The organism is Vibrio sp. Y2-5 (genome assembly GCF_014596725.1).
Classification (GTDB): domain Bacteria; phylum Pseudomonadota; class Gammaproteobacteria; order Enterobacterales; family Vibrionaceae; genus Vibrio.
In genome coordinates, this window is record NZ_JACVEG010000009.1 from 58,125 (window position 1) to 83,179 (window position 25,055).

A 25,055-nucleotide genomic window follows, 5' to 3' on the forward strand; every position below is an offset into this window, starting at 1 on the left:
CCGGGCTTTCAGCTCAAGCTCGCTAAACGCGCTGCAAACCCCATAAAGAACATACCCAACAAACCATTACCTAAGTTCGCAAGTATTTTGTTGTTCTTAAACAGCTGAGTGAGTGATGTGCCCAAAAAGATCAGCGCACTTAAATACACAATGCTGAACACTTCCAAAATGGTCGCCAATATCAGATATGAAGCCCAAGTGTGCTCATAGTTGTAATCGATAAATTGAATGAAAAACGAAACATAAAAAAGAATTGCTTTTGGGTTGGTCAAACTCAAAGTAAGTGACTTAGCAAATACGTTCTCTTTTTTCTTAGGACGAGCAATCTCATCAGCATCGTCACTCTTTTTACTCATCAATTGATGAATAATCTTGATACCCAAGTACAAAAGATATGCTGCACCAAGGTATCGGATAATGGTAAACAGCATAGGTGAAGTTTGAATCAAAGACGCAACACCCAAGTAAGAAAGCAGGATAAGAATAGCGTCACCCAGTAAAACGCCTGAAGCCGCTTTATAGCCAGCCTTAACACCCAATGAAGAACTCGATTTCAGTACATAAAGTGAGTTTGGCCCCGGCGCAAGAATGATCATTGTCAGACCGACCAAATATGTCCAAATATTGATAACGCCAAACGCTTCTAACATCTTGTCCTCAACTTAACTATTCAACCACTCAATCTGTATAACGAAAACTACGCGCCGCGTCTATAGATCACAGATGACTTTTACATTTCACGGATTACTTTGTGCAAAGTCCATATCTCAATTAGCCGAGGATAACCTCAATACCTTGTTGCTTTAAAAAGCGAAGGTCACTTTGCGACGCATTATCATCAGTAAGAAGTATGGATATCTGGTCAAAACGTCCAATGGTCGAAGGGTATATCTGTCCGAACTTACTGGAGTCGGTCAATATGATATTTCGACGCTGCTTTGCCAATATGGCGGAAGCAATATCCGCTCGCATCATGTCACGACTAGTAAAACCAGTATCTTGATGAAAACCATCAACGCCTAAAAATGCGGTACTAAAGTGGATATTTTCAATACACAACTTGGTTAACGGGCCTACAAGACTTTCACCTTGATGCTGATATACCCCGCCGAGCAATATGATATTGGCTGAGGTATTACGAATAAGGTGCGCGATATAGGCCGAAGGGGTAACGATAGTAACGTCGCCACGCTCTGCAAGGGTTCTCGCTAACAAAGCATTTGCACTTCCACCTTCAATTAACACAGTTTCATTACGCGCAACCAAATCTGCGGCTTTGTTGGCGAGAGATTGTTTGATATTGAAGTGAACCTCCAAGCGGTTATCAATATCATCACTTTGCAGAGTGGTAGCCGCACCATGAACACGCTTAAGGTAACCTTCCTGCTCAAGAAAATTCAAATCTTGACGAATGGTAACGCCAGACACACCAATAAGTTCGACCAGTTCAGTGACCTGAATTCGTTTACGGTCATTGACCAACTGCACAATTTGATTTTGCCTAGCGTTCATAACACTGCTCTAAAGTGGAAAGAGGCTCCATTATAGAGCCTCTTCTTTTCATTTGAAACCAAAGTGAAAGTTTAATTACAACTCATGTTCAGTACGAGCAATGATGTCGTCCTGCGCATCAGGTGATAAAGCTGTAAAGAAAGCGGAGTAACCTGCAACTCGAACCACCAGATCGCGGTATTGCTCCGGGTTCTTCTTCGCCGCTAATAAAGTCTCACGAGAAACAATATTGTATTGAACATGCCAGCCTTTGTGATGGTTAAAGAAGGTACGAATTAACATCGATAGCTTCAATTTGTCGCTCTCAGACTCAACCGCCGCAGGGCTTAACTTCTGATTAAGCAGCACGCCACCTAGAATCTTATTCGCTTGGATCTTACTGACTGAGTTATAAACCGCAGTTGGTCCTAGTCGATCTGAACCAGAAGCTGGGCTAGCCCCTTCCGCCAATGGTGTTTTGGCTTTACGACCGTCCGGTGTTGCCATGGTTGAGGCGCCAAACGGAACATTGGCAGAAATACTGGAAGTACCTGCATAGTAACCACCACCTATCGGTCCGCGTCCGTGACGTGTATTGACAAAGTTGTCCAGTTCATCAATGTAGACCTGATAGGCCTGCGCAAGCAGTGAGTCGACAGAATCATCGTCATTGCCATACTTAGGAGCGAAATTGATAAGACGTTGACGTAACTGTTCTTGTTCAGAACTTGCAAAATTGTCAGCAAGAGCTTTTGCCAACTCAGGTTGTGAAATCTGAGCATCATCAAAGACCATGTGTTTGATCGCAGCAAGGCTATTACCTAAGTTAGCAATACCAACTTGCAGCCCCGACACCCAGTCGTATTTTGCTCCGCCCTCTTTAACCGTTTTACCTCGCTCTAAACAGCTATCAACCAGCGACGAACAGAAAATATCGTGAGCTTGTTGCTCAAGCACGGTATCCACAACCGTATCAATTTCGATAGATTTTCGCGTGTAGAAACGAACTTGATCCACCCACGATGCCATCACGTCATCAAAGTTGGTAAAGCTACCTTCTGCCAACGATTTATCGTGCGCTAAGAAGGTTTTACCTGAAGTCCCATCTTCGCCCTTGTTCAATGCCGCAAGCAAAATTCGCGCGAAGTTGATAAAGCTCATTCCGGTACAACGGTAGCCCCATTTCCCCGGTACCGCTGTTTCTATACACCCGATAGAGGCATAGTTGTAGGCGTCTTCCTTCTCCACACCTAGCTTGATGAATTCGGAAATGACAATTTCATCGTTATTAAATGCTGGCATACCGAAGCCGCATTTGATCACTTCGATACAGCCCATCAAAAACTCTTGATTCAGACCCTCATGATAGCGAACGCTCAAGTTAGGTTGTGTTGAGCGAAGCTGACCACAAGATTCCAGAATCGCCCAAGACAGAGGATTAACAGCATCTTCCGGCTCCCCGTTTGCATTGAGTTTTTGCCCACCAATACAGACGTTTTGATACAGAGGTGAACCCGCTGACGCTTTAGAGTGAGCTCCCGAACGGATCTTGTTCACTTCTAACAATTTCAGCCAGCAACTTTGCAATAACTCAAGCGCAAATCCTTCTTCAAGCGTACCGCGGTCAACATCAGCAACATAAAATGAATTAAGGAACTGATCCATACGACCAAACGAAACTGAGTGTCCGTTTGATTCGATTTGTAACATCAACTGAACGAAATAAACCAACTGTAATGCTTGCCAAAAATTCTGTGGCGCGTGGTAAGCAACATGACGACAGTTTTCAGCAATAGTTTCCAGCTCAGCTTTGCGCTCTGGACGAGATTCGGCTAACGCCATTTTTGCGGCCAGTGTGGCATAGCTCGCCATGTGCTCTTGGATTGAACAAAGCACTATTTCTGTCGCTTTATAGAACTGCTCTTTTCTTAACCCTTCGAAAGTGGATACATCATTGTTGGATCTCAGTTCACGAACTTCCGAAATTAACCCATTCATGCCTATTTTGAGGATTTTTTCATTATCAATCGCAAGGTGAGCATCACCTGATGTCATGTTACCTTCAGCTTTGATGATGGTTGTCGCGAGGATGTCTTGTTGTTCATCGGTAAAAAGACCGTAACAGCGATCTTGTACCGTTTTACCTCGCCAGTATGGCGTTAGTGTATGAATGATTTCTTTATCTTGCTCACTAACTGCAAAGCCAGCTCCCGGTCTATCGGCTAAATCATCAATCTCTGCCTCTATCCAACGAACCGTATATTCAGGGAAAATAGGAGCCGCTCTTAGTTTGCTGGCTTGGTTACCAACAATTAACTCGTCATTTTTAATCCAGATAGTACGAGTTTCAAGGTGCTCTTTCAGCGCGAGAGCACGTTGAATAATCACGGGTTTATCTTCATTTTCGGCATATGCGCGCGTATAAGCTTGGGCTCTCTCGGTACAAACCGGCGGGGTAACGATATTAATCAGTTCCGATTTGTGCGCTTTAATACGCTCAGGTAGATAATTTAAGTCCATGATTAGCCTCTCACAGTGACATTCAGTTGAGTATGTTTACGCGCGTATTGTTCAGCTCTCTCTAAAAGCTGCGGGTTGTTCAGAGGTTTATCCGAGCACAAGTACGGCATATCCAATAAGCGGTATTTGTTGATTCCTAGTGTGTGATAGGACAACAAGTGAAGTTCTTTGCAGCTTTTTAGAGAAGCCGCAAAGTCGATAATTTGTTTGAGTTCTTGGTCTGTATCGTTGAACTCCGGCACAACAGGTACACGGATAACGATGCGCTTGGCGATAGAATCTAACTTGCGGAAATTTTCCTTGATGCGCTTCAGTGAACCTTTAGCCCATTGATTGAATTTGACCTCTTCCGTGTGTTTCACATCGGCTAGCCAGCAATCAATAAAAGGCGCGACCTTTTGCACGCTTTTCCAAGGTGCATGCATACACGATTCAATCGCAGTCGAGACATTGTTTTGCTTTAGTTTCTCGGCAATATCTGCAACCAAGTCTGCTTGCATCAAAGGTTCACCACCCGAAAACGTTACCCCGCCAGCGCTTTGGTAATAGAAAGGTTTATCTTTCATTAGTTCGCTAAACAGGAACTCTGCATCTGCTCCTTGCCCACATACTGTTAGTGCTTGCGTCGGGCAGATATTGTCGAGTGCCGTCAGATGTTCGTCGGTAAGCAAATCTCTATTGATGGCAATAACACCATCTTGTTTGCTGATCGCCGGGCAAGATTTGGCGCATATGTCGCAATCCTCTAGGCAGATTCTCTGATCAAACAATAGCGAACGTTTTTCACTACGACTTTCAGGATTCTGGCACCAAGGGCAAGCAAGCGAACATCCCTTTAAGAAAAGGATAGAACGGATGCCATCACCATCATGGGTTGAAAATCGTTGAATGTTGAAATACATGCCTTACACCTAATAGAACCAAATTCTATAATCTAGTTTTTTACATTTTCTATATTTGAAATAATCAAACTTTCAAATGAAAGTTACATTGATCGAAATCAAAGGCTGGATAGGTAGCGTTCTTTATAGTTATGACAACGATGAAACTGAGATCTCGAACAGAGAGAGAAATATCATGATTGAACTCTACCTTGACACAGCCGATGTCGAACAGACAAAACGTTTTAACCAGTGCCTGCCACTGAAAGGAATTACCACCAATCCAAGTATTCTGGCCAAATCAAATCAAGGGCTAAGAGAGACATTACAAGGCATGCAACAAGCATTAGGTGGTACACCGCGATTTCATGCTCAGGTGGTCAGTTCGACAGCACAAGAGATGTTGGAAGAAGCGCGCCAGATTAACGAATTGCCTTACGATATGGTGGTAAAAGTTCCAGCAACGGAAATTGGCTTAACTGCAATTAAGCTTATGAAAAAAGAGGGGATTCAAGTGCTCGCCACTGCAATTTATTCAGCTCAACAAGGTTTCTTGGCCGCACTATGCGGTGCTGATTACTTAGCGCCATATGTAAACCGTATTGATGCAATGAATGGTAATGGCGTAGAAGTTGTTGCCGATCTTCAACTGCTTTTAGACCAAAATCAGTTGCCAGCAAAGATACTTGCTGCGAGTTTCAAAAATACTCAGCAGGCGATGGAAGTGATGAAGCTGGGTATAGAAGCCATCACACTTCCTGTCGATGTTGCCGCTGCAATGTTTGCTCATCCGGCGGTTGCACCTGCGGTTGAACAGTTCGATAAAGATTGGAAGGAAGCTTTTGGCAATAAACTTTCATTTGAAAGTTAATCAATAGAAAACGAAGCCATTGGCCGACCTTATTGGTTAGCCAATGGCTTCGTTGTCAGTAATCGTGATAAAGACCCCACAACCTTTTTGCAGTGTAATCTGACTATTCTGATGCAGCAGTACCGTTGCTTGGTTTGGTATTACGATACTTTGCTGTTTTGACTGCGATTGAATCAACAACTCACATTCACTGTTGGCGTAGAAACCGGTGAATAGCGTCTTCGAATCACGATGAATATCGAAAGACGCTGGAGAGAAAACCGTTTTCACATCAGAATTGGCTTTCCCTTCTCTTACCATAATGTTGAGATCTTCGATCGCCCCATTTGCTAGTTTTGCATAAGTTCTATCACCACCAGCGAAATGCGCAACAGACAACACTTGTTCAAGGTTATGTTGATATTCTTTTTGTGCGTTTTTATGGGACAGAAGCATCCCATTACCCTTTAGTAAAACAAGCGTACGATGCAAACCAGAAAAATCAGAGAAAACGCCATCTTCTACTACAGCGGCTTGGCTTACGCGATACAGAACCTCATCGTTTTCTCGACACACCGCAACTTCTAGCGTTTCACCCAAACCATTTTTCCACGGCATTCGCAGATAGTCGGGCTGATTAATAACAGTAAACAAGCGAGTGTGATTAGACATCGTAAATTACCTTCTTAATCACTTTAGAGAACTCGGAACGGCTCATGACGTCTAGCTCGTGTCGACCTTCACTTATCACTTGCTTACCCGCTACAAACACATCTCTCACCACATTTTCACTGCATGCGAACAGCCAGCGATTCAGCACATCTTTGCTTTCACTCGCGCCAATAAACGGATGGCTATCATCAAGCACCATAAAGTCTGCGCGTTGACCAACAGCTAAGCCTAGCTCCACGCCACATGACTGGTTTCCGCCTGATAACGCTTGTTTAAACAGGTTGTCACCAATACTTGTTTGTTCGTCTCTATATAGACGGTTGCGCTGTTGATCGCGAAGGCGTTGTCCGTATTCCAGAACACGCAGTTCTTCGACGATCGAAAGGCTCACATGACTGTCAGAGCCGATACTCCAGCGACCATTCAAACGCTCGAACTCAACCCCAGGGAAAATACCGTCACCTAAGTTTGCTTCTGTCGTCGGGCACAAACCCACGACCGCTTTGCTGTTTACAATCGCGTTAAGCTCAAAATTATTAAGGTGTGTCGCGTGAATTAAATTCCAGCGCTCATTCAAACCCACATGTTCATGCAACCACTCAACCGGACGCTGACCACTCCATGCCAAACAGTCATTGACTTCTTTCTGCTGTTCGGAAATATGGATGTGTATCACTTTGTTGCTGTCTGATGAGCTCAATACTTCTTTGATTTGCTGCTCTGTGACCGCACGTAGTGAATGGAAACAGATACCAAGATTGTGCAGCTTAGAACCCGCTAAGGCTTGCTCACATTGACTTTGCAGTTCCAGATAAGAGTGTGATGAGTTGATAAAGCGAGCTTGCCCTTCGTTCGGAGCCAGAGCGCCAAAACCAGAATGAGAATACAAAACAGGAAGTAGAGTCAGACCAATACCAGAGCGATCCGCCGCATTGATTAACTGATGAGACATCTCAGCTCGATTGGCATAGTGTTTACCCGCAACATCATGATGTAGGTAATGGAATTCCCCCACTTGGGTATAACCGGCTTTCAGCATGTCGATATAAAGCTGAGTAGCGATAACATTGGCTTGCTCTGGCGAAAGTTTTTGTACAATTTTGTACATAAGATCACGCCAGCTCCAAAAGCTATCATTCGGGTTCAAACACACTTCTGCCATTCCAGCCATTACGCGCTGGAAAGCATGCGAATGCACATTTGCCAAGGTCGGCAATACTGGGCCAATAAGCTTTGTTGCACCCTCAATCGCTGAAGTATCCGATTCGACATGTTTAAACACTCCATCGATGACTTCGAAAGAGACATTGTTATGCCAACCATCAGCAAGCCAAGCTCGCTCAGCAAAAAAATAATGACGCGTATGAGTCCCTGTCATGGTGAATTCCTAGTTCAAAAAAGTAACCACTTGCACTGTTTAAAATAAGTGTAATTTAGCTTTATATGTATATACAAGTTATATTTACCCACTCAATTCACCTATAAAAAACAAGGAAAAGCCAAGCAAGAAAAAGTGAGATAAACGCAATAAATAATTAACCTCTTACTTGCAACAACGTTTTATGACAGCTAGATTAACAAATGTATATACATTTAATAAAGATAACGGAGTATCTGTCAAATGAGTCAGCCAAATTGTGTGCCTTCACCATTCGAATTTCATCAAGGAAGCGTCCCACTGTTAGTGAGTATGCCTCACTCTGGGTTAGGGTTGACTCCAGAAGTTGAACAAGGCTTAACGCAAGCCGCTAAAAAACTTCCAGATACCGATTGGTTTATTCCAGAGCTTTATGAGAGTGTCAAAGAGCTGGGGGCCAGTGTCATTTCAGCCAACTATTCCCGTTACGTAGTTGACCTAAATCGACCAAGTGATGACAAGCCTCTATACGCAACAAAAACTACGGGGTTGTTTCCTGAAATTCTTTTTGACTCCACACCTGTGTTTGTAGATGGCAAAGCACCAAGCGAAAGTGAACATGATCGTTATATAGAACAAATTTGGCACCCATACCACTCCACCATTGAACAAGAACTGGCACGTCTTAAATCCATTCACGGCTACGCAATTTTATTCGATGCTCACAGCATTGCCGCGCAAGTTCCTATGTTGTTTGAAGGTACATTGCCTGATTTTAACTGGGGCACCAATCAAGGTGAATCGTGCAACCCTGCCATTGTGGATGCAGTGATGAGCGCAGTTTCTGATCGCTACAGCCAAGTGCTCAACGGGCGTTTCAAAGGCGGGTTCATTACTCGTGGATTTGGCAAGCCAAGTGAAAACATTCACGCCATTCAGCTTGAAATGTCTCAGGACACATACTTGAACAATGACGCTCTCGCTCAAGGGAAATATGAGCTGGATTCCGACAAAGCGATCGCAATTAAATCTCAACTTAAAGCGATTTTAAGTGCTGTTCTAAAAGCACAAATTTAACTGTTCAAAGCAATAAACTTAACTATTTGCCGTTTGGATAAGCGGCGAGAGAAGAGCGTATAAAACGCCAAAATTAAAAGTTCAGTCAAAAACACGGAGCACGGGGCTACTGCCTACGTGCAACGTTTAACTCACTAAGGAAGGTAACTATGGAAGCAACCGAATCCGTGCTCACGAAGCCTGTATGGTCTTCAGCTCTTAAACTTGTACTGTTTAGCCTTATCGGAATCATCTTTTTCTTTGTCCCCATCGAAATCAACGCAAAATCCACCATTCCACTCGACCACATGGTTTCTTGGCTACGCTCAGGATCTCCTAGAGGAGTCGAGCTCTACGCATTACTGATCATCATCGGTGGCGGCGTTTATCCTTTCATCTCGGGAAATTGGAATGCAAACACAACACAAAAAGTACTTTCTGTACTGAAAGTTGTCGGTGTGATTACCGCACTGATGGCATTTTTCTCAATCGGCCCTGCACTGCTGTTTGAAAAAGACATGCTGCCGTTTCTATTTGGCAAGCTTGTTGTGCCTGTAGGTTTGATTGTTCCTGTTGGCGCGATCTTTCTAGCTTTTTTAATAGGATTTGGCTTACTTGAAATGGTTGGCGTAATGCTTCAACCTGTGATGCGCCCGATTTTCAAAACACCGGGCAAATCAGCTATTGATGCTGTTGCTTCTTTTGTAGGCAGCTACTCAATTGGCCTTCTGATTACCAACCGCGTATACAAATCCGGTCAGTACTCAGCAAAAGAAGCCGCTATTATCGCGACTGGTTTTTCGACGGTGTCAGCAACCTTCATGGTGATCGTTGCGAAAACACTGGGTCTAATGGAGATCTGGAACCTGTTCTTCTGGAGTACTTTGATACTCACTTTCGTTGTGACGGCTATCACAGTGCGTCTTCGCCCATTAGCACGTTTAGATGATTCAAAGCCGATTTCTGACGAGAATCCAAGTGATTTACCGCGCATCAAACAAGCGGTAAACGAAGGTCTGCAAATCGCAGACAAATCTGAACCAGTAGTAAGTAGCATCATTAGGAACCTAAAAGAAGGTCTGTTAATGGCAATGAGTATTCTGCCATCAATCATGTCTGTGGGTTTGATCGGCTTACTACTTGCCAAATACACACCCGTCTTCGAATGGTTGGGGATTCTATTCTATCCATTCGCGTGGGTCGCACAAATGCCAGATCCAATGCTAGTTGCGAAAGCGTCGGCTACTGGTCTTGCTGAGATGTTTTTACCGGCTCTGATTGCTGCGAAAAGTGACTTCATTACACGCTTTGTAATTGGTCAGATTTCGATTTCTTCCATCTTGTTCTTCTCAGCGTCGATACCTTGTATTTTGTCGACTGAAATTCCAATCTCGGTAAAACAAATTGTCGTGGTCTGGTTCCAACGTACGGTTCTTACACTGCTACTCAGTTCGCCGGTTGCTTATACCATTCAGCATTTTGCGATGAGTTAATAGCGGTTAGATGAATGAAAAATCCCCGCAGTAATCACTGTGGGGATTTTTGTTTTAGACGAACAGATAAATGCAATCTGTTTACTTGCTAACCCAATGATTGTGGCTTAAGCCATATACCGCATGGTCAACAACGCGACCGTTGAGGTTTTCCGCGCAAGTAATAATGCCTTCCAAGTTGAACCCCAAACGTTCACATACATTGCGGCTTGGTGCATTTTCTACTGCGGCTGAAATCTGTACTTTCTGCATATTCATTTCGCTGAACGCAATTTCGATTAGTGTGGAAACCGATTTCGAGACGATGCCTTTTCCTTGATATTGCTCACTTAGCCAGTAACCAATTTCGACAGTTTTAATATCATGATTAATGGTGTTAAAACTGATGTTTCCCACCAGCTCGTCCTCATAGAACATCGCGCACACCAAAGATTTTCCATCCGCATAATCATGTAATGAACGTTTAATGAAACTGAGGAAAAACTCTTCGTTATCGGCATGTGTAGGCCAAGCTAGCCACTGACTTAGATATTCCCGCTCTCTTTTTACGATTTCGAGATATTGAGGCGAAAATGAAGGCTGAACCAACGCCAACTGTAATCCCTTTTCTATATTCAAACTAAACATGACATCCTCTGTAAACGTATCGCATCATTGACAAGCCGGAACAATAAACTACTGATATATAATATGTACCACCTGCTTAAGCCCATCATATCTGCAAAGTTTCAAACTGTTCTTATGGCTAACTTTAACCGAAATCACGATCTCGTGAAGACTTAGCAACGAAATTGATACACCATCAGCTCGGCTCTGACATCGCGGCTTCTGAGACGGATCTTAAACACGACAAATGTTTAGAGAAAAACGCTAGCTCTTCGCTGCCGTGTTGCAGTGCTTTTTTGTATATCGATGCGACGAATATATCTGCAAGGCTAAAATTTGCACCAACAGCGAAGTTTGATTCAATGCAAATGCTAGACTTAAGCTTTTCTAAACACTCGCAGATCCACTCACCACGTAGTTTTCTTTTACTGCTTTCATCCAATTCTGGGCGGAAAAACCGGAGTACGCTTTTGTTTTGCGGTGAGTGAATTGTCGAGTTGACGTATTCGCAGACCCGTCGAATATTCGCTCTCTCTTGAGGAGTGCTTCCTAGTAGCGATTTTCCATCAAAACACTCTTCTAAATACTCGATAATCGCCATCGATTCGGACAGCACAAAGCCATCTACAGCAATAGCGGGTACAAACCCGATGGGATTCAATTTGAGAAAACTGGATGTCATCGCTTCCGGCGTAACATCAACTCGTTGATAAGGGATCTGTTTGTAATTGAGCGCCCACTCTACTCGTTCTGCGCTGTTAGAACCCTTGGCACTATAAAACACAACTTCCATTTTCCCTCCCAAACGAGTTATCTGATTGTCATTCCAAACATATGAAATTCAGAATGACAGCTTCAAATGAAAGTCGCAATCAGGGATGACGAATTAAATTAATTAGGGTTCCAGAAGAATCTTTGTTTCTCTTTATCAATAGCTCCCAACCTGCGATAAAAGCCAATGGCGTTGGTATTTGATGTGGGTGTCTGCCATTGAATTTCTAATAAAGAAAGTTCTTCAGCAAACTCAGAAGCTTTCATCAACATCGCTTTGCCTAAGCCTTTGCCTCTGGCTTCAGGTCTAAGATAAAGGCAGTCCAAGTAGAGATAGTGTTTCATATCCCATGTTGAAAACTGCTTTATTAGGCTCATATACCCCACAACTCGACTATCGATTTCAACAACCCAAATTGCAGCGGGGCATGTTTGATTCTGTAAAGACTGAAGCTGGCCAGATTCAACAAGGTCGTGGCCTTCATAGTACGCATGATCGCACATCAGTTGCCAAACAACGTGAGCGTCAGCACCACCACTCCTACGGATAGCTAATTGTTGATTCACTATTTCACTCCAAGTTAACCTGTTCACAGCTTCAGTTGTACTCTCTTAAAGCATCGTTTAGCTTTGTGCTTCACCTAATCGGCGATTAACAGGATAACGTTCGAAATCTTCCCAATACTGAATGCCGCCAATCATCTCTTTAACAGCAAAACCTAAAGCTGAAATTTTCTTAGCCGCTTTAGTCGCGCCGTTACAACCGGGTCCCCAACAATAAACTACAAAGGTAGTGTCTTTAGGGTAATGCGCGAAAGACTCCGCATTGATGTTGGCGTGAGGCATGCTCTGTGCGGTGATAGCGTGGCTTTTGTTGTAAGCCTCTACGCTTCGAACATCTAACAAAATGAACTGTTTGTTTTTCTCTTTGATATCTGCGTAAACATCTGAGCAATCCGTTTCGAAACTCAATTTATTGGCAAAAAACGTATTCGCTGCTTCACTGTTCGCTGCTGGATGGGCAAGTACATTCGATTTAGACATAATGATTTCTCTCCTTAACGTTGTATAACCAAAACCATGTTGTTTCTCACCCAGTGTATTAACCAAGCATAGCGATGAGAATTCGTAGTTTCTGAACGAAGCGTTAAGAGAAAACAAATATACTTTTGCATCTGATAACCGATAATGGCTCATCGATTACTGAATTGGGACGTGCTGGCTTACATGGAATTTTATCACCTACGCTCATTTGTCGTTGTGGCTCAGACAGGCAACTTAACCCTAGCGGCTAAGCAACTATATACAACGCCACCAGCCGTCAGCGCACACATCAAAGCGTTGGAAGAAGAGCTGCAGGTTCCACTTTTTGTGCGCACCAGTAAAGGCATGAGCCTGACCGAAAAAGGCGAACTGTTGCTTAAAAAAGCGCAAAAAACGTTAGATTCTGCGTTTGATTTGGTAAACGCTGCTGCATCGAGTCAGGATGAAATCGTTGGTACATTTCGCTTAGCATTGAATCAAAAGCCAGCACAGCTTGAGATCCCTCGCCTAATAGAGAATTTGCTGCACAGTGCCCCTGGTATTCGACTGCAAATCCACCCTATGTCTACAGGGAAAACGATTGAAGCCATACGCTCTGAAGAGATAGATGGAGGTTTTGTGTATGGCGAAGTGCCGAGCGATTTTGTCTCAGTAAAAGTAAAATCACAACGAATTACGACGATAGCGCCATACGGATTCAGCCCAGATGTGCCTATAGAAAAAAGACGCTGGATTACCATGGGGTACTACTGCCCGTTTGATGATTTTCTAAAATCGAAGCTGGGTGATGAATTCAATGCGATTACAAGCAGTGATGATGATGCAACTCGCTTGGAGCTTGTAAAAAGTGGGTTAGGATTAAGCTTTTATGAATTCGAAGACGCTCAAGCACATACTCAAAACAAAGAAGTAGTCGTTATTCCCGACTTAGATTTCGAAGCAGAACTCAATTTCGTTGTACCTAAAAACAAAGCTCATTCACCGATTGCCAAGGCGGTTATGCAGGAGATCTGTGCTATTTGGCAAATAGCTTAAACATCCAAATAGGTAATTCGCTGTGCATAGCACGAAAAGAACAGAAATATCTTATTGAGATTAACTAGATGGACGCAAGGAAAGCCACAAGATCAAGCGAGACTGTGGCAAATCAATTTGGAATTACTGGTGTTGCTTAAAGAAACGTTCTGCACTAGCGAATAGAGATTCGCAAAGTTTTTCCTGCGCCTTGAATTCATCGGAACCAGCCGTCATCGTTTCAAGAGTCTCTTTTGCACTATGGTATTCACCTACCATTTGCTCAAACTTTGCTTCATAGCCACTTTTCCAAGCTTTCTTTGCAACTTTATCTCGTCTTTTTCTCATTCAATATTCCTGTGCTGAAAAGCATTTTTAAAAGATATTCCATTTGAGATTTGTATTTTATGAGTAAAAAGAAAGACTCAGGAAAAATAACAATCATAGCTACACGTAACTAAAATAAATCTTAAAATATCAATTAAACAGACTATTCAGGTCATTAAAAAATAGGATATCCACTAATGTGAATTTAGGATAAAAACATATGTAAATATTTTTATCCCACTTATATTTTTTCTATTTAAATAAGCCCGCTGTGCTTATTTTTTCAATAGTTCGCTTAAGCAGTTAGAACGTTTGTCGCTTGAGCGCCTTTCGCACCCTGCTCAACGCTAAATGTTACTTTCTGGCCTTCAGCTAAGGTTTTAAAACCTTCTGAAACGATAGAATTAAAGTGAACAAATAGATCTGGACCGCCATTGTCTTGAGAAATGAAACCAAAACCTTTAGTTTCGTTAAACCACTTTACTGAACCTGTTGCTTTATTAGACATAATAATACCTCGTTAATCATCATAAAATCCAAAATCGAGGCTATTTGATGGAAGATGAAGAATAAGTTGCCGCAGGAGTAGTATAACGAAATCGATCGAAAGAAAACTGAGAAGAGACTTGAACTAAACATTTCATAAATAGCTCACGTTTAAGAGCTGCGAGCACTATACACCGATTAGTTCAAATAGATATAAATATTTCATAATATTTTGATTTTTGCAGATTAAAGAACAATAAATTATGCAATATTTTGAGTGATTACTCATGCAATAATTCCTTTTATTTTCAGGCAAAGTTCGTCATAACCTGCACATATTCAACACCATTGTTCTGACGTTATACTCTCCCCGTAAAAACAAAAAAACCTGCACAATATTTGGCAGGCTTTTCGTTATTCGGCATGGCTACATTACGTATTCGTATGGCGCTTGAATTCCCAGAGGAATACCCACAGCCCAATATGCAAGTAGGAAGATTGTCCACCCAATCAACATTGCGATTGAGAACGGCATCATTAATGAAGCCAGAGTACCGATACCCGTAGATTTCACGTAACGTTGACAGTAAACCACTACCAGTGGGAAGAACACCATCAGAGGTGAAATGATATTAGACACTGAATCACCCACACGGTAAGCCGCTTGAGAAAGCTCAGGTGAGATGCCCACAGCCATCAGCATTGGAACTAAGATTGGGCCAATCAATGCCCATTTCGCAGATGCAGAGCCAATAATCAAGTTGACTGAAGCGGTTAGCAAAATCATACCCACGATGGTCGCTTCGCCCGGCAGGTTCATGGCTTTTAGACCTTCAGCGCCGTATAGCGCCAACATAGTACCGATGTTTGATTGCGCAAAAACCGACAGGAACTGAGCACAGAAGAACGACATTACTATGTATGCACCCATCGTAGACATGGTGGTTGCCATCGCTTTAATGATGTCATTACTGGTTTTAAATGTGCCAGAAACTCGACCGTATACATAACCCGGAATGATAAACAGGATAAAGATCAACGGAACGATAGACTTCATGATCGGTGCAGAGAATGCGGTAATTTGACCATCCGGAGAACGCAGTGCTGAATTCTCTGGCATTAACGCTGCGACAAGAAGTCCAATACCAGCCAACATTGCCCAACCTGCATATCGGAATGCTTTGGATTCTAGTTCAGTGAAAGACGCAAGATCCGGCGCTTTCTCAGCATCTTCATCAATTGGCGTGTTTGCTAAACGTGGTTCAATGATTTTCTCTGTTACATACCAACCAATCGCAATAACAACCACAGAAGAAAGGCCAGTAAAGATGATATTCGCCAGAGGGTTGACTACGTATTCAGGATCAAGAACTTGCGCTGCCGTCTGAGTAAAGCCCGCTAGCAATGGGTCGATACCAGATGGAATAAAGTTCGCAGAGAAGCCACCAGAAACACCTGCAAAAGCGGCTGCAATACCCGCTAGAGGATGACGACCTGCTGCGTGGAAAATGATACCACCTAGAGGAATCACCAGTACGTAACCGGCATCTGCTGCGGTGTGTGACACAATTGCCACCAGAATCAGCATTGGCGTTAGAAGTTTCGCTGGAGTGAAGTTCAGCATTTTCTTCAGACCAGTTGTGATAAAGCCAGAAGAGTCAGCAACACCAACACCTAACATCGCAACCAACACGATGCCTAAAGGTGCAAAACCAGTGAACGTTGTCACCATGCTCGCGAGGAAATTCGCTAGTGAATCACCGGTTAGTAGGTTTTTAATTACTAGTGCTTCGCCAGTTCTAGGGTTTACAAGGTCAAACGAAACGTTTGATAAAAGTGCAGATGCAACCCAAGTAATAACAAGGGCCCAGAAAAACAAAATTGCCGGATCAGGGATTTTGTTGCCTGCCCGTTCAATGAAATTAAGGAAGCGATCCATACCGCTCGGCTTCGGTGATGACGCTTGATTTAATGCTTGGTTACTCATGGTAACTCCATAATCAAAGATGTTGGTTCCAAAGGCTTTCTAAAAATTATTATCTCAGCCTATTTATCAACGTTTGATTCTATTAAATCCGCCAAACAAAAGCACAAAACACTACACGAAAAGAAATACTTGGATACATATTTCAATGAAACACAATCAATGCGCAACAAACCACATACAACTCAAGATCGGAAATTAAAACAATTGCAAAACCAGACCGAAACACCGCACGACAATTTTTAAAAAATAGCCATGCAAAAGCCAATATTTCCACGATTAATAGATAACGTTTATCTAACTGATTTTATGACGTTGTTAACATTTGATATCCAAATCAAAAGTCCATTATTCACTCTGACAAGGTTTACTCATTCCATTAATTCACCGACTGCTTACAAACCACCAGCGAGATCTAAAAAGTTGCCCGTAGAAAACGATGATTTTTCCGAAGCCAGCCAGTAAATCGCTTCTGCTACCTCTTCCGGTAAGCCACCGCGTTGAAGCGGAATTCTAGACTTCAGTCGTTCGATACGCTCAGGCTCTCCGCCATCTGCGTGCATGTCAGTATGAATTAATCCGGGGCGAACACAGTTAACGCGAATACCTTCCGCCGCCACTTCTAATGATAAGCCTTTTGTTAAGGTATCTATCGCACCTTTCGATGCTGCGTAATCGATGTATTCATTTGGTGAGCCAGAACGAGCTGCGGTAGAAGAGACATTCACGATCACTCCCCCCTGTCCACCATGTCGCGTTGACATACGCTTAACGGCTTCTCGGCAACAAAGGAAATAGCTGGTGACATTGTTACAAAGGATAGCGTTGATTCTCTCAGCACTCATCTCATCCAGACGCGTCTGCTTTTGCAAAATCCCCGCGTTGTTAACGAGAACCGTGAGTGTACCCAACTCTTTATCAACGGTTTCAAACAGACGCATAACTTCAGCCTCTTGAGAAACGTCTGCCTGCACAGTGATACATTGTCCGCCTAGTTGTTCTATTGTTCTTGCGACATTTAAAGCTGCTTCAGAATTTGATTTGTAGTTGATACACACCGCATACCCTTGGCGAGCAAACAGTTTTGCTGTTTCTGCCCCAATCCCTCGTCCACCGCCCGTGATAATCGCGACTTTTTGTGAATTCATACTGCTTCCTTGTTGTCTGACTTTCTCAAGTTGTGAATAGTTATCTTAACGTACAGTAACTTAATTACGGAGAAGCTCGAAATACCTGTAAACCATTAAAGAAAAACCGTTTATAAACGTGATGAGCAAGCAACAGCATAGGAGGTTGTATAGATTCGGTTCGTTGCTAAGCAGTTAGCTCTACAGTTTATCCAACTCTTTCATTGCTACATTAACTGCTTGGGTTAGTTCAGCGTGGGACATTCCAGAACGGGCAACGGAAATCTTATCCAGCAGCGCTTGATTAGCTTCAAGTGAGCCGCCTTCTGACTTTTTAAGACGATCAAATTCCAATACAACATAGTTAAAATCTAAGAAGGTTTGCTTTATCTGCGCGATCGACTTATCCGTTTCAAGACCAGAGTGCTTTAGCTCTGCCATTTTCAACTTTGTTCGCGTCAAATCATTCATTATTCCGCCGCTGGAAGGATGCTGTTTGGTGAACGCATTGATATTGTTTGATGAGAGAGTGTCCCCCCACCCTGCGTATTTGTCTTCATCACCACAACCTACAAAGAAAATACAGAGCAAAGAGATTAACGAAGCACCTATCCTTGTGTTCATCACATTTACCGTTGATATCCAATCTTATTAATAAGAAATAATAGAAGCACAAATTTGTACAAAAACCATTATCTCAATGAATATTTATCATTTTTTTCATCAGACTTGTGGATTACATCAACATACAACACTTCGTTCTGTTTGATAGAGAAACTCGGTATAGGCTGAGCGCCAAATGGTAGAACTGAAGTTGGTGAAATATTTGCCTATAGGTGAATATTGATAGAGAGATTATTGCTAAAAAGATTAAGTATTGTGAAAGGGACAATCTGCCCCTATTCGAAAGCGTTAGTGTGGGATTCTAGCTGCTTTTCACTCTCTGAATTGGCAATCGCTTCTGCTGCTATTAACGCCCCAACAATGAACACAAAGGCTAAAACAACTTTGATTAGAGATGCTTTGCTTTTATTCACACGAAAACCTGTCATAACTGCTCCTTACTCTACTTCAGTACTAACACGGCTCCTTCGCGAAACTAGCGATCAATAGCTCTCTGCCTGAAGATTTTATCTAAGCCGCATGTTACATAAACGCCTGTCTGTAATATGTAGGACAAAAGGCCGTGTTAAGGATGAAGTTCACACTATTAAAGTAGGGCAATGAGATTTGCGCCTCCCTTGATGCCCTTTACTTGTTGAACCAATCCAATTTATTGTGCAGCTCTGTAACGCTACCCACCACAATCAGTGCTGGGCTTTGCGCCTGCTCTGCCAACTTTGATAATTGATTCAGTTTTCCCTGAAATACACGTTGCTCAGGTCGTGTCCCATTTTCAATAATGGCGCATGAGATCTGAGGATCTAAACCATGGCTAATGAGGTTATCCATGATGTGACCGCTTTGCTTTAAACCCATGTAAAACACGAGTGTGTTGTTTGATTGCGCCAGAGATTGCCATTCAATTTCACGACCGTCTTTTTGCACATGGCCGGTAATAAACTGAACGCTTTGAGCATGGTCTCTATGGGTGAGCGGAATACCTGCATACGCCGTTGCGCCAGCCGCAGCGGTAATGCCCGGAACCACCTCATAGGCAATGCCATATTCGGCCAACTCTTCTAGCTCTTCCCCCCCACGACCAAAGATAAACGAGTCACCGCCTTTTAAACGCACAACACGCTTACCCTCTTGCGCTTTCTGCACCAGAATTTGATTGATTTGATCTTGAGGTACACAGTGATAGTCGAGCTTTTTGCCAACATAGATTAGCTCTGCACTTTCATCGGCTAAGGCTAGAATTTGCTCTGATACCAAACGGTCATACACGACGACCTCTGCTTGTTGAATGACTCGATACCCTTTCATGGTCAACAAATCTGGGTCACCCGGACCTGCACCGACAAGAGAGACAAAACCCGTTTTTAAATCAAGGTTGTTCACAGTGATATCTGTATTCATAGCAACGCCTGCCGTTTCAAATTTGGATATAAAAAGAAGCACTCGTCGGTTATGCAAGTCACTGCTTTTTATAGCCAAAAATCTGTATTAAAAGGGCTCCATCACTTTAATGACGGAGCCCATAAACATTATTTGCTTAGTGCTACTTCTGCATTTACTTCAGTTTCTGCACTTAACGCTGGCGCTGTTTTCGCGTGAGTTAGGTATAGAGGAATACAAGTAAATACTAGACCGCCCACGATGTTGCCAAGAATGGTTGGGATTAGGTTGAAGTTCAACCAAGTTGCCACGCCGAAATCCGCACCTAGCATCATACCTAGTGGGAACAGGAACATGTTTACTACTGCGTGTTCAAATACCAATGCGAAGAAGATGAAGATTGGTAACCACATAGCTGCGATTTTGCCAGCAACAGAGCGAGAGCTCATATTACCGATAACACCTAGACACACCATTAGGTTACAAAGGATGCCGCGCACAAAACAGGTAATCCAACCGTCAGCACCTAGGTTTTCAAAACCTACTGTACGTGCAGTTGCAACAGCAATGAATTTTTGACCAACGGCATTTGGCTCTACGCTAAAGTTCATAGTTAAAGAGAGAGCGATCAAACCAGCCACAATCAATGAGCCAACAAGGTTACCGAAACCAACCAGACCCCAACAACGAAGAACGCGACCCCAAGTGATGCCAGGGCGGTTTTCAAATTTAGCCAGTGGTGCAATACCAAACACGCCTGTAACTAGGTCATAGCCCATTAGGCTCAGAATACAGAAGCCTACAGGGAACACGAGTGCGCCAACAACGCCTATGCCTGTTTGAACAATAGTCGTAATCGCCACGACTACGGCTAACGACAGAATCACACCAGCCATCATACCGCGCAATACTAGATCACGAGTGCTGGTTTTTACTTTTGCCTCACCAATGTCGATCATGGTTTGGACAAACTCTACAGGTTTTAATGCAGACATGTGGATCTCCTAAAATTGAAAATATAAAAATGTGTAAAACGGAAGATTAAATAGAGAAAGGCTTTCAAACGGATTCCCGACTAAAGCCTTTGCCTATTGAATCTGCCCCTCCCATTGAGAGGGGCATCAATCAGTTAGGCTGCGATTTCAACTTCGCCTTTGGTGACTCGCGCTCGATAAGACTTCACGCTAAAATCTTCATCTTCCATGCACACACCTGTCGCCAAGTTGAAGCGTTGTTTCTTCAGTGGGCTTGCAACCCAAAGTTCACCTTTGTGTTCACAAATCAAACCACGAGACAGCACGTTCGATTGGTAAAACGGATCGGTATTGCTGATAGCAAACACTTCTTCAGCATCAGTAGGACGAAATACTGCAACCTGCTCACCGTTCACCAGCGCACAAACGCCTGTGCCCGGAACGATGTCGCTGATTTGGCAAATTTTTTCAAATGACATATCTAACCTTCTCTTATGCTTCTGTCGCAGCTACGTGCAAAATGTCGCCTTTCACTTCAGGATGTTTTTCCGTGAAGGTTGCAGGGCGGTGTTGATCGCGCTCTGGCACAAACACAACGTTGTCATCGCGTTTGTCCGAGTTAATAAAGTGAGCAAAACGAGTCAGTTGTGATTCATCATTGATGGTCGCCGTCCACTCACATTCGAACTCATCCGCTAACTTCGTTAAGTCGGCTTCAAGTTGAGCATTGATACCTAGCTTGTCTTCAACAATCACTTTACGCAGGTAGTCCACACCGCCTTCCATGTTATCCAACCAAACCGATGTGCGTTGCAGTGGCGCAGCAGTACGGATGTAGAACATCATGAAACGGTCGATGTATTTGAGCAGTGTTTCTTTGTCTAGGTCGCTAGCTAGAAGATCCGCATGGCGAGGCTTCATACCACCGTTACCACACACGTACATGTTCCAGCCAGCGTCTGTCGCGATGATGCCTAAGTCTTTACCTTGCGCTTCCGCACATTCACGAGTACAGCCAGACACACCAAATTTCATCTTGTGAGGAGTACGAATGCCTTTGTAGCGATTTTCAATCAATGAACCTAAACCGACAGAATCCTGAACACCGTAACGACACCAAGTCGAACCTACACAAGTCTTCGCCATACGCAGTGCTTTTGCGTACGCTTGACCCGTTTCAAAACCAGCATCAATCAGCTTGCGCCAGATTTCAGGTAGATCATCTTTCTGAGCACCAAACAGACCAATACGTTGAGCACCGGTGACTTTGGTGTATAGCTTGTATTCTTCTGCTACCGCAGCCAAAGCGCCTAGCGCTTGTGGTGTTACTTCACCACCCGCCATACGCGGAATAACAGAGTAAGTACCGTCTTTCTGAATGTTGCCAAGGAAGTTGTCATTGGTGTCATGCAGTTTCACCAACTGAGGTTTCAGAATATGTTCGCCCCAGCAAGAAGCCAAAATAGAACCAGCAAGCGGCTTACACACTTCACATCCGTAGCCTTTGCCGTATTTTGCTAGTAGCTCATCGAAGGTTTTGATTTCTTCAATGCGAATCAAATGGAACAGCTCTTGGCGCGAGTAAGCAAAGTGCTCACACACATCGCTTTTGACTTCGATACCTGATTTCGCAAGCTCTGCATTCAAAACAGAAGTGACTAATGGAACACAACCACCACAACCGGTACCCGCGCCTGTTACCGCTTTGATATCTGCAAGCGTATGATGGCCATCGGCAACCGCTTGTGCGATCTTGCCTTTGGTCACATCAAAACATGAACAGATAACCGCGCTTTCAGGCAGTGCATCGGCACCTAAAGCTGGTTTCTCTGCGCCAGCATGAGCAGGCAAAATCAGTGCGTCTGGATGTTCTGGCAAGTCAATTTCATTCAGCATTAACTGAAGTAGGTCACCGTAATCAGAGGTATCACCCACAAGCACTGCACCAAGCAGTTTCTTGTTGTCTTGAGATACGATCAGGCGTTTGTAAACTTCTTGCTCTTCGTTTTGGTAAACGTAGCTCTTACAACCTTCAGTTCGGCCATTCGCATCACCGATTGAACCTACTTTCACGCCAAGTAACTTCAGTTTTGCAGACATATCTGCACCTTCGAATTTACTTTCCGTTTTACCAAGCAAGTGATCCACGGCCACAGTTGCCATCTTGTAACCCGGAGCCACAAGGCCAAAGAACATTTGGTTCCAAGAAGCGCATTCACCAATCGCGTAAATATTCTCATCAGAAGTCTGGCAGTGATCGTTAATCGCCACACCACCACGCGGAGCAATATCTAACTCCATTTGACGTGCCAGTTTGTCTTGTGGACGAATACCTGCCGAGAACACGATAAAGTCGGTTTCTAGCTCAGAGCCATCGGCAAAGCGCATGACGTTACGTGCGTTTGTGCCTTCTGCAACAATCTCAAGCGTGTTTTTGCTGGTGTGAACATGCACACCCATGCGCTCGATTTTCTGACGTAACTGGTTACCACCAGCCAAATCTAATTGTTCTGCCATCAATTTAGGCGCGAACTCTACGACGTGAGTTTGTACACCCAACGCCTTTAGAGCGCCCGCAGCTTCAAGACCTAGCAAGCCGCCACCGATAACAACACCTGACTTACTTTTCTTCGCGCAAGCTTCGATCGCTTTCAAATCTTCAATTGTTCGGTAAACAAAGCAGTCTTTGCTTTCATGACTTTTAATAGGTGGAACAAATGGGAATGAGCCTGTAGCAAGGATCAGCTTGTCGTATTGAATTTCACGACCGGTGCTTGAATACACGATTCGGTTTTCACGGTTCACGTTAATTGCACGTTCACCAAGAAGAATATTAATGCCGTGTTTTTGGTAGAAACCTTCTTTAACTAATGAAAGCTCTTCCGCAGTGTGATGTGAGAAGTAAGAGGACAAATGCACACGGTCGTATGCAGCACGAGGTTCTTCACAGAAAACCGTGATATCCATCTGAGAGACATCGGTTTTCTCGACTAAATCTTCGATGTAACGGTGACCTACCATCCCGTTACCGATAACGACTAGCTTCAACTTGCTCATTGTAATTCCTAAGGGTTAGGTTCTTAACTAAGCGAAGTTTTATTTTTCTGCGTAAATTAATACATGATGTAGGTCAATTGAGTTTTTAAACTACCCTAAAGTGGTATGTGTTTTATCAATAAATTGAGTGGAATTCATTCGTTCTAGATTCTACTTCGCCCAACAAGGGCATCTATACTTATCCAGACAGTAATGGTGAATTGGATACACATAGCATTCTCGCGTACAATACCGCCCATCAAATTAACCAATACTCTTCTGGTTTAGTGCACTTGCTAAGTACGTTCTAAAACAGAGGAAGACTAAGGCAATAAATTCAAATGGTTAACAATAATATTCAGTGGTTTCCTGGGCATATGCATAAAGCGCGCAAGGAGATCGAAGAAGTCATCCCACAAGTTGATGTGATCATCGAGGTGTTGGATGCGCGTATTCCTTTCAGTAGTGAAAACCCGATTATTTCGAAACTTCGCAAAGAAAAGCCTTGTGTAAAAGTACTGAACAAGCGCGACTTGGCTGATCCTGAAATGACTCAGCTTTGGATTGAGCACTTAGAGAAAGAGCAAGGTGTAAAGGCGATTGCCATTACCACTTCTAACCAGAATGAAGTGATGCAAATCATGGAGTTATGCCGCAAGTTAGCGCCAAACCGTGAAACTTTAGGTAAGAACGTTCGCACCATGATCATGGGTATTCCAAACGTTGGTAAGTCAACCATTATCAACTGCTTAGCAGGCCGTACTATTGCTCAAACCGGTAACCAACCAGCGGTGACTCGCCGTCAGCAGCGTATCAACCTACAAAATGGCATTGTGCTTTCCGATACACCGGGGATCTTATGGCCGAAAGTGGAAAACCCGCACAGTGGTTTCCGTTTAGCGGCGACAGGCGCAATCAAAGATACGGCAATGGAATATGAGGAAGTGGCCTTCTACACAGTAGAATACCTCGCGGAACGTTACCCAGACCTATTGAAAGCACGTTACAACATCGACGAATCACCTGAGTCTGACCTTGAATGGATGGAAGAGATTGGTCGTAAACGTGGCGCACTGCGTGCTGGTGGCCGTGTAGATTTACACAAAGCCTCTGAGATTCTTCTGCATGAATTACGTCAAGGTATCCTAGGCAAAATTACCCTTGAGCACCCTGAGATGATTACTCAGGAGCTGATTGAAGTGGAAATCGAAGAAGCGCGTAAAGCGGAAGAAAAAGCGAAAAACAAAGAAGAACGTCGTAAGCGCTACCTGCGTAACAAGCGTTAATCTTTTCGTTATAGATAAAAAATTAAGGGCGACTCATGTCGCCCTTGTCGTATCTGCTGTTTTTAACTTCTTCAGTAGC

General features: G+C 43.5%; 25 protein-coding genes. 5 read left to right on the forward strand and 20 right to left on the reverse strand.

The window, feature by feature from the left end:
* Positions 1-8: 8 nt before the first annotated feature.
* The 4 genes from leuE to HUO09_RS18180 form a co-directional block, all read right to left on the reverse strand.
* Positions 9-650 (reverse strand): leucine efflux protein LeuE, encoded by a 642-nt coding sequence (gene leuE / locus HUO09_RS18165; protein WP_167411131.1) that lies wholly within the window; start codon positions 648-650, stop codon positions 9-11.
* 121 nt (positions 651-771) lie between these two features.
* Positions 772-1,512 (reverse strand): DNA-binding transcriptional regulator YciT, encoded by a 741-nt coding sequence (locus HUO09_RS18170; protein ID WP_167411132.1) that lies wholly within the window; start codon positions 1,510-1,512, stop codon positions 772-774.
* Between the two features lie 75 nt (positions 1,513-1,587).
* Entirely contained in the window at positions 1,588-4,011 is a 2,424-nt protein-coding gene (locus tag HUO09_RS18175; protein WP_188234916.1) for a formate C-acetyltransferase/glycerol dehydratase family glycyl radical enzyme, read from the reverse strand.
* A 2-nt stretch (positions 4,012-4,013) separates the two neighbouring features.
* Positions 4,014-4,913, reverse strand: coding sequence for a glycyl-radical enzyme activating protein (locus HUO09_RS18180; RefSeq protein WP_188234917.1), 900 nt, complete (start codon positions 4,911-4,913; stop codon positions 4,014-4,016).
* Positions 4,914-5,088: 175 nt separating this feature from the next.
* Here HUO09_RS18180 and HUO09_RS18185 point away from each other — a divergent pair, with 175 nt between their 5' ends.
* Positions 5,089-5,763 carry a fructose-6-phosphate aldolase gene (locus HUO09_RS18185; RefSeq protein WP_188234976.1) on the forward strand — a complete coding sequence of 225 codons (675 nt, stop codon included), beginning with the start codon at positions 5,089-5,091 and terminating at the stop codon, positions 5,761-5,763.
* A 36-nt stretch (positions 5,764-5,799) separates the two neighbouring features.
* On the opposite strand, the gene HUO09_RS18190 is transcribed toward HUO09_RS18185, so the two are convergent.
* Both HUO09_RS18190 and HUO09_RS18195 read right to left on the reverse strand, forming a co-directional pair.
* Positions 5,800-6,414 carry a HutD family protein gene (locus HUO09_RS18190; RefSeq protein ID WP_188234918.1) on the reverse strand — a complete coding sequence of 205 codons (615 nt, stop codon included), beginning with the start codon at positions 6,412-6,414 and terminating at the stop codon, positions 5,800-5,802.
* A complete protein-coding gene (locus tag HUO09_RS18195; protein WP_188234919.1) occupies positions 6,407-7,792 on the reverse strand; it encodes a formimidoylglutamate deiminase in 1,386 nt (461 codons plus the stop codon). The genes HUO09_RS18190 and HUO09_RS18195 overlap by 8 nt, the downstream gene beginning before the upstream one ends.
* A gap of 243 nt (positions 7,793-8,035) precedes the next feature.
* Here HUO09_RS18195 and hutG point away from each other — a divergent pair, with 243 nt between their 5' ends.
* Positions 8,036-8,848 (forward strand): N-formylglutamate deformylase, encoded by an 813-nt coding sequence (hutG, locus tag HUO09_RS18200; RefSeq protein ID WP_188234920.1) that lies wholly within the window; start codon positions 8,036-8,038, stop codon positions 8,846-8,848.
* A gap of 149 nt (positions 8,849-8,997) precedes the next feature.
* Positions 8,998-10,320 carry a YjiH family protein gene (locus tag HUO09_RS18205; RefSeq protein ID WP_188234921.1) on the forward strand — a complete coding sequence of 441 codons (1,323 nt, stop codon included), beginning with the start codon at positions 8,998-9,000 and terminating at the stop codon, positions 10,318-10,320.
* 81 nt (positions 10,321-10,401) lie between these two features.
* On the opposite strand, the gene HUO09_RS18210 is transcribed toward HUO09_RS18205, so the two are convergent.
* The 4 genes from HUO09_RS18210 to HUO09_RS18225 form a co-directional block, all read right to left on the reverse strand.
* A complete protein-coding gene (locus HUO09_RS18210; protein ID WP_167411138.1) occupies positions 10,402-10,947 on the reverse strand; it encodes a GNAT family N-acetyltransferase in 546 nt (181 codons plus the stop codon).
* Positions 10,948-11,122: 175 nt separating this feature from the next.
* Positions 11,123-11,719: a glutathione S-transferase family protein gene (locus HUO09_RS18215; protein WP_167411139.1), complete on the reverse strand. Its 597-nt coding sequence runs from the start codon at positions 11,717-11,719 to the stop codon at positions 11,123-11,125.
* Positions 11,720-11,817: 98 nt separating this feature from the next.
* Positions 11,818-12,264 (reverse strand): GNAT family N-acetyltransferase, encoded by a 447-nt coding sequence (locus tag HUO09_RS18220; RefSeq protein ID WP_188234922.1) that lies wholly within the window; start codon positions 12,262-12,264, stop codon positions 11,818-11,820.
* A 57-nt stretch (positions 12,265-12,321) separates the two neighbouring features.
* A complete protein-coding gene (locus HUO09_RS18225) occupies positions 12,322-12,741 on the reverse strand; it encodes a rhodanese-like domain-containing protein (RefSeq protein ID WP_188234923.1) in 420 nt (139 codons plus the stop codon).
* Between the two features lie 144 nt (positions 12,742-12,885).
* Between HUO09_RS18225 and HUO09_RS18230 the strand changes: the two genes are divergently transcribed.
* The gene (locus HUO09_RS18230) at positions 12,886-13,776 is read left to right on the forward strand and encodes a LysR family transcriptional regulator (protein WP_223159493.1); all 891 of its coding nucleotides are present in this window, start codon (positions 12,886-12,888) and stop codon (positions 13,774-13,776) included.
* 123 nt (positions 13,777-13,899) lie between these two features.
* On the opposite strand, the gene HUO09_RS18235 is transcribed toward HUO09_RS18230, so the two are convergent.
* The 10 genes from HUO09_RS18235 to nirB form a co-directional block, all read right to left on the reverse strand.
* The gene (locus tag HUO09_RS18235; protein ID WP_102942210.1) at positions 13,900-14,103 is read right to left on the reverse strand and encodes a hypothetical protein; all 204 of its coding nucleotides are present in this window, start codon (positions 14,101-14,103) and stop codon (positions 13,900-13,902) included.
* Positions 14,104-14,377: 274 nt separating this feature from the next.
* The gene (locus HUO09_RS18240; RefSeq protein ID WP_042483411.1) at positions 14,378-14,590 is read right to left on the reverse strand and encodes a cold-shock protein; all 213 of its coding nucleotides are present in this window, start codon (positions 14,588-14,590) and stop codon (positions 14,378-14,380) included.
* Between the two features lie 405 nt (positions 14,591-14,995).
* Positions 14,996-16,555 carry an AbgT family transporter gene (locus HUO09_RS18245; RefSeq protein WP_188234924.1) on the reverse strand — a complete coding sequence of 520 codons (1,560 nt, stop codon included), beginning with the start codon at positions 16,553-16,555 and terminating at the stop codon, positions 14,996-14,998.
* 392 nt (positions 16,556-16,947) lie between these two features.
* Entirely contained in the window at positions 16,948-17,700 is a 753-nt protein-coding gene (locus tag HUO09_RS18250; RefSeq protein WP_188234925.1) for an SDR family oxidoreductase, read from the reverse strand.
* 180 nt (positions 17,701-17,880) lie between these two features.
* Positions 17,881-18,303, reverse strand: a complete 423-nt coding sequence (locus HUO09_RS18255; protein WP_188234926.1) for a hypothetical protein — start codon at positions 18,301-18,303, stop codon at positions 17,881-17,883.
* Between the two features lie 275 nt (positions 18,304-18,578).
* The gene (locus HUO09_RS18260) at positions 18,579-18,731 is read right to left on the reverse strand and encodes a hypothetical protein (RefSeq protein ID WP_167411442.1); all 153 of its coding nucleotides are present in this window, start codon (positions 18,729-18,731) and stop codon (positions 18,579-18,581) included.
* A 199-nt stretch (positions 18,732-18,930) separates the two neighbouring features.
* Complete coding sequence (gene cobA / locus HUO09_RS18265) at positions 18,931-19,701, reverse strand: uroporphyrinogen-III C-methyltransferase (protein ID WP_188234927.1); 771 nt, start codon at positions 19,699-19,701, stop codon at positions 18,931-18,933.
* A 128-nt stretch (positions 19,702-19,829) separates the two neighbouring features.
* The gene (locus tag HUO09_RS18270) at positions 19,830-20,675 is read right to left on the reverse strand and encodes a formate/nitrite transporter family protein (protein ID WP_188234928.1); all 846 of its coding nucleotides are present in this window, start codon (positions 20,673-20,675) and stop codon (positions 19,830-19,832) included.
* 134 nt (positions 20,676-20,809) lie between these two features.
* Entirely contained in the window at positions 20,810-21,133 is a 324-nt protein-coding gene (nirD, locus tag HUO09_RS18275; RefSeq protein WP_188234929.1) for a nitrite reductase small subunit NirD, read from the reverse strand.
* Positions 21,134-21,146: 13 nt separating this feature from the next.
* On the reverse strand, positions 21,147-23,711 hold the full coding sequence (nirB, locus tag HUO09_RS18280) for a nitrite reductase large subunit NirB (RefSeq protein WP_188234930.1): 2,565 nt from the start codon (positions 23,709-23,711) through the stop codon (positions 21,147-21,149).
* 320 nt (positions 23,712-24,031) lie between these two features.
* Between nirB and ylqF the strand changes: the two genes are divergently transcribed.
* Positions 24,032-24,976 (forward strand): ribosome biogenesis GTPase YlqF, encoded by a 945-nt coding sequence (ylqF, locus tag HUO09_RS18285; protein WP_167411447.1) that lies wholly within the window; start codon positions 24,032-24,034, stop codon positions 24,974-24,976.
* The last annotated feature ends 79 nt before the right edge of the window (positions 24,977-25,055 follow it).

What these genes read in the sequence shown, in the direction of transcription:
- HUO09_RS18240 (WP_042483411.1), bottom strand. Translation starts at nt 14,590, where the DNA reads ATGTCTAATAAAGCAACAGGTTCAGTAAAGTGGTTTAACGAAACTAAA.
- HUO09_RS18255 (WP_188234926.1), bottom strand. Translation starts at nt 18,303, where the DNA reads ATGAACACAAGGATAGGTGCTTCGTTAATCTCTTTGCTCTGTATTTTC.
- HUO09_RS18270 (WP_188234928.1), bottom strand. Translation starts at nt 20,675, where the DNA reads ATGTCTGCATTAAAACCTGTAGAGTTTGTCCAAACCATGATCGACATT.
- HUO09_RS18195 (WP_188234919.1), bottom strand. Translation starts at nt 7,792, where the DNA reads ATGACAGGGACTCATACGCGTCATTATTTTTTTGCTGAGCGAGCTTGG.
- HUO09_RS18190 (WP_188234918.1), bottom strand. Translation starts at nt 6,414, where the DNA reads ATGTCTAATCACACTCGCTTGTTTACTGTTATTAATCAGCCCGACTAT.
- HUO09_RS18250 (WP_188234925.1), bottom strand. Translation starts at nt 17,700, where the DNA reads ATGAATTCACAAAAAGTCGCGATTATCACGGGCGGTGGACGAGGGATT.
- HUO09_RS18185 (WP_188234976.1), top strand. Translation starts at nt 5,089, where the DNA reads ATGATTGAACTCTACCTTGACACAGCCGATGTCGAACAGACAAAACGT.
- HUO09_RS18170 (WP_167411132.1), bottom strand. Translation starts at nt 1,512, where the DNA reads ATGAACGCTAGGCAAAATCAAATTGTGCAGTTGGTCAATGACCGTAAA.
- HUO09_RS18230 (WP_223159493.1), top strand. Translation starts at nt 12,886, where the DNA reads ATGGCTCATCGATTACTGAATTGGGACGTGCTGGCTTACATGGAATTT.
- HUO09_RS18180 (WP_188234917.1), bottom strand. Translation starts at nt 4,913, where the DNA reads ATGTATTTCAACATTCAACGATTTTCAACCCATGATGGTGATGGCATC.
- cobA (WP_188234927.1), bottom strand. Translation starts at nt 19,701, where the DNA reads ATGAATACAGATATCACTGTGAACAACCTTGATTTAAAAACGGGTTTT.
- ylqF (WP_167411447.1), top strand. Translation starts at nt 24,032, where the DNA reads ATGGTTAACAATAATATTCAGTGGTTTCCTGGGCATATGCATAAAGCG.
- HUO09_RS18205 (WP_188234921.1), top strand. Translation starts at nt 8,998, where the DNA reads ATGGAAGCAACCGAATCCGTGCTCACGAAGCCTGTATGGTCTTCAGCT.
- HUO09_RS18215 (WP_167411139.1), bottom strand. Translation starts at nt 11,719, where the DNA reads ATGGAAGTTGTGTTTTATAGTGCCAAGGGTTCTAACAGCGCAGAACGA.
- HUO09_RS18260 (WP_167411442.1), bottom strand. Translation starts at nt 18,731, where the DNA reads ATGACAGGTTTTCGTGTGAATAAAAGCAAAGCATCTCTAATCAAAGTT.
- nirD (WP_188234929.1), bottom strand. Translation starts at nt 21,133, where the DNA reads ATGTCATTTGAAAAAATTTGCCAAATCAGCGACATCGTTCCGGGCACA.
- HUO09_RS18225 (WP_188234923.1), bottom strand. Translation starts at nt 12,741, where the DNA reads ATGTCTAAATCGAATGTACTTGCCCATCCAGCAGCGAACAGTGAAGCA.
- nirB (WP_188234930.1), bottom strand. Translation starts at nt 23,711, where the DNA reads ATGAGCAAGTTGAAGCTAGTCGTTATCGGTAACGGGATGGTAGGTCAC.
- HUO09_RS18245 (WP_188234924.1), bottom strand. Translation starts at nt 16,555, where the DNA reads ATGAGTAACCAAGCATTAAATCAAGCGTCATCACCGAAGCCGAGCGGT.
- leuE (WP_167411131.1), bottom strand. Translation starts at nt 650, where the DNA reads ATGTTAGAAGCGTTTGGCGTTATCAATATTTGGACATATTTGGTCGGT.
- HUO09_RS18175 (WP_188234916.1), bottom strand. Translation starts at nt 4,011, where the DNA reads ATGGACTTAAATTATCTACCTGAGCGTATTAAAGCGCACAAATCGGAA.
- hutG (WP_188234920.1), top strand. Translation starts at nt 8,036, where the DNA reads ATGAGTCAGCCAAATTGTGTGCCTTCACCATTCGAATTTCATCAAGGA.
- HUO09_RS18210 (WP_167411138.1), bottom strand. Translation starts at nt 10,947, where the DNA reads ATGTTTAGTTTGAATATAGAAAAGGGATTACAGTTGGCGTTGGTTCAG.
- HUO09_RS18235 (WP_102942210.1), bottom strand. Translation starts at nt 14,103, where the DNA reads ATGAGAAAAAGACGAGATAAAGTTGCAAAGAAAGCTTGGAAAAGTGGC.